At 65.8% G+C, this 4,419-nt stretch carries 4 protein-coding genes and 1 pseudogene; 1 reads left to right on the forward strand and 4 read right to left on the reverse strand.

Annotated features, from left to right (window positions below; translation table 11 throughout):
- The 4 genes and pseudogenes from JOY90_RS12875 to JOY90_RS12890 form a co-directional block, all read right to left on the reverse strand.
- A pseudogene (locus JOY90_RS12875) lies at positions 1 to 459 on the reverse strand (mandelate racemase); the annotation flags it as partial.
- Positions 460 to 566: 107 nt separating this feature from the next.
- Positions 567 to 830, reverse strand: coding sequence for a DUF3297 family protein (locus JOY90_RS12880; RefSeq protein ID WP_291691508.1), 264 nt, complete (start codon positions 828 to 830; stop codon positions 567 to 569).
- Positions 827 to 1,303, reverse strand: a complete 477-nt coding sequence (locus JOY90_RS12885; protein ID WP_291691509.1) for a glutathione peroxidase — start codon at positions 1,301 to 1,303, stop codon at positions 827 to 829. Before JOY90_RS12885 ends, JOY90_RS12880 begins: the two co-directional genes overlap by 4 nt.
- 14 nt (positions 1,304 to 1,317) lie before the next feature.
- Entirely contained in the window at positions 1,318 to 2,718 is a 1,401-nt protein-coding gene (locus tag JOY90_RS12890) for an amidase family protein (RefSeq protein ID WP_291691510.1), read from the reverse strand.
- Positions 2,719 to 3,454: 736 nt separating this feature from the next.
- Here JOY90_RS12890 and JOY90_RS12895 point away from each other — a divergent pair.
- Positions 3,455 to 4,419 (forward strand): lactonase family protein (locus JOY90_RS12895; RefSeq protein WP_291691511.1); only part of this gene is annotated, 965 nt, incomplete at its 3' end.

The following is a 4,419-nucleotide window of genomic DNA, read 5'->3' on the forward strand; positions in this document are numbered from 1 at the left end:
GCCGGCGGCATAGACGAACACGCGCGGATCGGCATTGCGTTGGTGGCGCTCGGCGAGCAGGCGGAACAGCGGCTTGCCTGCGATCTTCGCCACCGCGTCCCACACCGCCATGTCGATGGTGCCGACCGCGACCGAACGCTCGCCATGACCGCCCGGCTTCTCGTTCCGCATCATCGCCGACCAGACCTTGTCGGGATCGAGATTGTCACCGGCCTCGTCGAGCAGCGATTTCGGATCAGCTTCGAGCAGCCGCGACGCGAAGCGCTCGCGGATCAATCCACCCTGGCCGTAGCGGCCGTTGGAATTGAAGCCGTAGCCGACCACGGTCCTGCCGTCGCGCTTCACGTCGGTGACGACGGCGACGAGGCTCGTCGTCATCTTGGTGAAATCGATATAGGCGTTGCGGATCGGCGACGAGATCGGTTTTGTGACCTCGCGGACGTCGACGATGCGGATCATGGTGTTGGGCTCTTGGTTTGTTCGTCATTCCGGGATGGTCCGAAGGACCAGACCCGGAATCTCGTCATTCCGGGTTCACGCTTCGCGTGCCCCGGAATGACGGGGAGTTATTTCTTGTCCTTGAAGTACGGCTCGACGGGGCCATGCACCTTGATGGTCAACGGGTTGCCGTGGCGGTCGCGGGCATTGCCCGCGGTGACCCGGATCCAGCCCTCGCTGATGCAATATTCCTCGACATTGGTCTTCTCCTGGCCCTTGAAGCGGATGCCGACGTCGCGCGCCAGGATATCGGCGTTGTAGTAGGGGCTGCTCGGGTCGACCGAAAGCCGGTCCGGCAGCGTGTCGTTCGTCGTTTCGTTCTCATCGTTCACAGTTGGGCCTCGATCGCTTGCTTCAGTCCTTCCGGCCGCGCGGTGGGGGCGTGACGCGCGATCACTCTCCCCTCGCGATCGACCAGGAACTTGGTGAAATTCCACTTGATGGCGGAGCCGAGCAGCCCCGACTTCGCCCGCTTCAGGTGCTGGTACAGCGGGTGCGCGTTGGCGCCGTTGACGTCGATCTTGGCGAACATCGGAAAGCTGACGTCGTAATTGCTCTTGCAGAACTCGGCGATCTCCTTTGCCTCACCCGGCTCCTGGCCGCCGAACTGATTACAGGGGAAGCCGAGCACGGCAAAGCCGCGCGTTGCATATTCGCGGTGCAGCGCCTCGAGCCCCTGATATTGCGGCGTGAAGCCGCATTTGCTCGCGGTGTTCACGATCAGGAGCACCAGGCCCTCGTATCGCTGCAGCGCGACCTCTTCGCCCGACAGCGACAGCGCGGTGAAATCGTAGACGTTCGGCATCCTCTCAGGTCCGTTCAGGCGATGGGATCGATCGGCGACGGCGGCACGCCGCCTGCCTCGATCGCTTCACCCGCCGCAAGGCAGAGATCTTCGCGATAGCGTCCCGCGACCACCTGCACGCCGACAGGCACGCGCCCCACCAGCCCGGTCGCGACCGTCAGCCCGGGCAGGCCCAGGAAGGGAATGGCGATCTGCGGCAACTGCGCGTGCCAGACCCTTGCAAACGAGGAGTCATCCTTGCAGTCGAGCTGGTCCGGAAACGGCAATTCGCCGGAGACCGGCATCAGGAGCACCGGATAGTTTTCAAGGAACAGCAGCCACTCGCGCGCCAGCGTGGCGCGTCGGGTCAGCGCCCTGGAGAAATCGGCCTGGCCGAACGGCGCCACCTTGGCACGGTTGCCGCGCAGGCAGGCGAGCGCGCCGGGATCGCCTTCCTTCTCGGCGGCCGCAAGCTGCGCTTCATAATTGTCGCCGAGCCAGAGCTTTCTGTTCCAGTCCGCGGCCTCGCGCAGCGGCGGCGTGTCCGCAATTTCCTCCACCATAAAGCCGGCGCGCCGCAGCCGCTCGCCGGCATCGGCCACGGCAGCCTTCACCTCGGACACGGGATCGAGTCCATCCGGATTGAGGCACAGCGCCACCCGCTTCGGCATCGGCGGCCCCTCGAGCGGCGCCGGCACCCACCAGGGATCGCGCGGGTCCCTTGCGCTCATCGCGGCGAGCGCCACGCGCAGGTCCTTGATGGAGCGCGCGAGCGGGCCGGACACCGCCTCGAGCTGCGGACCAATGGGGCGTTCCGGCAGGCCGGGATTGAAGGCAGCGATGCGGCCAAGCGTCGGGCGCAGCCCGTGCACGCCGCAGGCATAGGCGGGATAGCGGATCGAGCCTGCGATATCGGTGCCATGGGCGATGTGGCCGATGCCGGCGGCCACCGCCGCGCCCGCCCCTCCGGAGGAGCCGCCCGGCGTGATTGCAGGATCGCGCGGGTTTTTCGTGTCGCCGTGAATGAGGTTGCCAGTGAACCAGCGGTAGGAGAATGCCGGGCAGTTGGTGCGGCCGAGGATCACGGCACCCGCCTTGCGCAGATTGTCGATCACCGGACTGTTCGCGGTCGCGATCGCATCGCGCTGCAGCGTCAGGCCGTTGGTGTTGGCATAGCCCTTCTGGTCGATATTGACCTTGACGGTCACCGGCACGCCGGCGAGCAGGCCTGGGTCCTCGCCGCGCGCGATCGCGGCATCGACCTCGGCCGCCTGTTGCAGCACGTCCTCCGGCCGGTGATCGACCACGGCGTTGATCGCAGGATTCACCGCGTCCAGCCGGGCCAGCGCCGCGGTCGCAGCCTGCTTCGCCGACACCTGTTTCGAGCGGATCAGGACCGCGAGGTCGGTGGCCGGCAGGCGCCAGAGGTCTTGCATGGGCTACTCCGTTTGCACGCCCGTGTTTAGCGGGAAGCGGAGGAGCGCGCAAAGGGCACGAGCTCGCGTTCTCGCGGCATCTGGCGCCCGAGTTCTAAGCAAATCGTGTCCCTCCGAAAAACAGAGGGCGCAGGGAAGACCGGGCACCGGCTGATGCCCATGGCCCCCGTGCAACAAGAAAGCACGGGGTAGGAACCACAGGTTCAGCCGAGAATGCCCAGCCTTCCCCGCGCGATGGTTTACGGCTTATACGTGATCTCCCCGGGGACCGGGCTCTCTTGCCCCCGTCACCCTGCGGATCATCTTCCACAAGGCTTGGCGCCAGCGTCGGGGCGTCAGGACCACACGATTTCGCCGTCCGCGTGACGTTGCTCGTCCAGCAACGCCAACACGGCCACCGCATCCCCGCCCCACGTTTCGTGACGATCGGCCGTAACGTCCCTCTTGCCGGGGCGGGGTGCGCGCAAGATGGCACGGTTTCTGAAAAAAAGAAATAGAAATATTTTTGCCGGGAGATCTGGACACCGATTCCCGCCTTGAACGGCCACGTGAATTTCGATTTTTCGCGCGGGGGATTCCTGGGCCGCCCTCGGTCTCCGATGGCGCGCATGTCGCTGGATTTTGCCTGATGGGCCGGGCAACAGGCGAATCGAAAATCTCCTGCATCGTCGCCGTTGCGAGCCCGAAATCGGCTATAGAGCCGATCCCAAGCACCAAGAAACTCGGAGGAGACAAAATGATCGGATCGAGACGCGCGCGCGTGGCGCTGTGGCTTTGCGCCCTCATCACGGCCACGCTCGGGCCTCGCGCCGCCGTCGCGGACACGTTCGCCTATGTCGGCAACGCCGACAGCAACGACATCAGCGTGTTTCGCCTTGATCCCGGCTCGGGCGCGATGATGGTGGTGCAGACCGCCGCGCTCATCGGCGTCGAGAAGCCCGGCAGCTCGACGCCGCTCGCGGTGAGCCCCGACCATCACGTGCTGATCGCCGGCGTGCGCTCGCAACCCTATCTCGCGGTCAGCTTTGCGATCGATCCGGCAACCGGCCAGTTGAAGCATCTCGGCAACGGGCCGCTCGCCGACAGCATGGCCAATATCGCGTTCGACAGGACCGGCAAATTCCTGTTCGGCGCGTCCTATGGCGGCAACAGGGTCGCGGTGAATCCGGTCGGCGCCGACGGCGTGGTCGGCGCGCCGAGCCAGGTGATCCCGACCGGGCTCAACGCCCACGCCTTCCTGCCGGCGCCCGACAACCGCTTCGTGTTCGCGACCAATCTCGGCTCCGACCAGGTCCTCGGCTTCAAATTCGACGCCGCGACCGGCACGCTCGATGCCAAGGACCCGGCGACGGTCAAGGTGCCGGAGAAGTCCGGCCCGCGCCACTTCGTGTTTCATCCGAGCGGCAGGTTCGTCTATCTCGTGCATGAGCTCAACGCCGACGTCGCGACGTTCACCTATGACGCGAACAACGGAAGCTGGCACGAGGAGCAGCGCACCACCGCGCTGCCCGAAGGTTTTGCCGGCAAGCCGTGGGCGGCCGACCTGCATCTCTCACCGAACGGGGAATGGCTTTACGTATCGGAGCGCGGATCGAACACGCTCGCAGCCTTCAAGGTCGACGGCACCACCGGCCGGCTCACGCCGATCGGCCACGTCCCGACCGAGACCCAGCCGCGCGGCTTCAACATCGATCCAAGCGG

Source organism: Bradyrhizobium sp. (assembly GCF_019242285.1).
In the GTDB taxonomy this organism is placed as follows: Bacteria; Pseudomonadota; Alphaproteobacteria; order Rhizobiales; family Xanthobacteraceae; genus Bradyrhizobium.

What these genes read in the sequence shown, in the direction of transcription:
- JOY90_RS12885 (WP_291691509.1), bottom strand. Translation starts at nt 1,303, where the DNA reads ATGCCGAACGTCTACGATTTCACCGCGCTGTCGCTGTCGGGCGAAGAG.
- JOY90_RS12890 (WP_291691510.1), bottom strand. Translation starts at nt 2,718, where the DNA reads ATGCAAGACCTCTGGCGCCTGCCGGCCACCGACCTCGCGGTCCTGATC.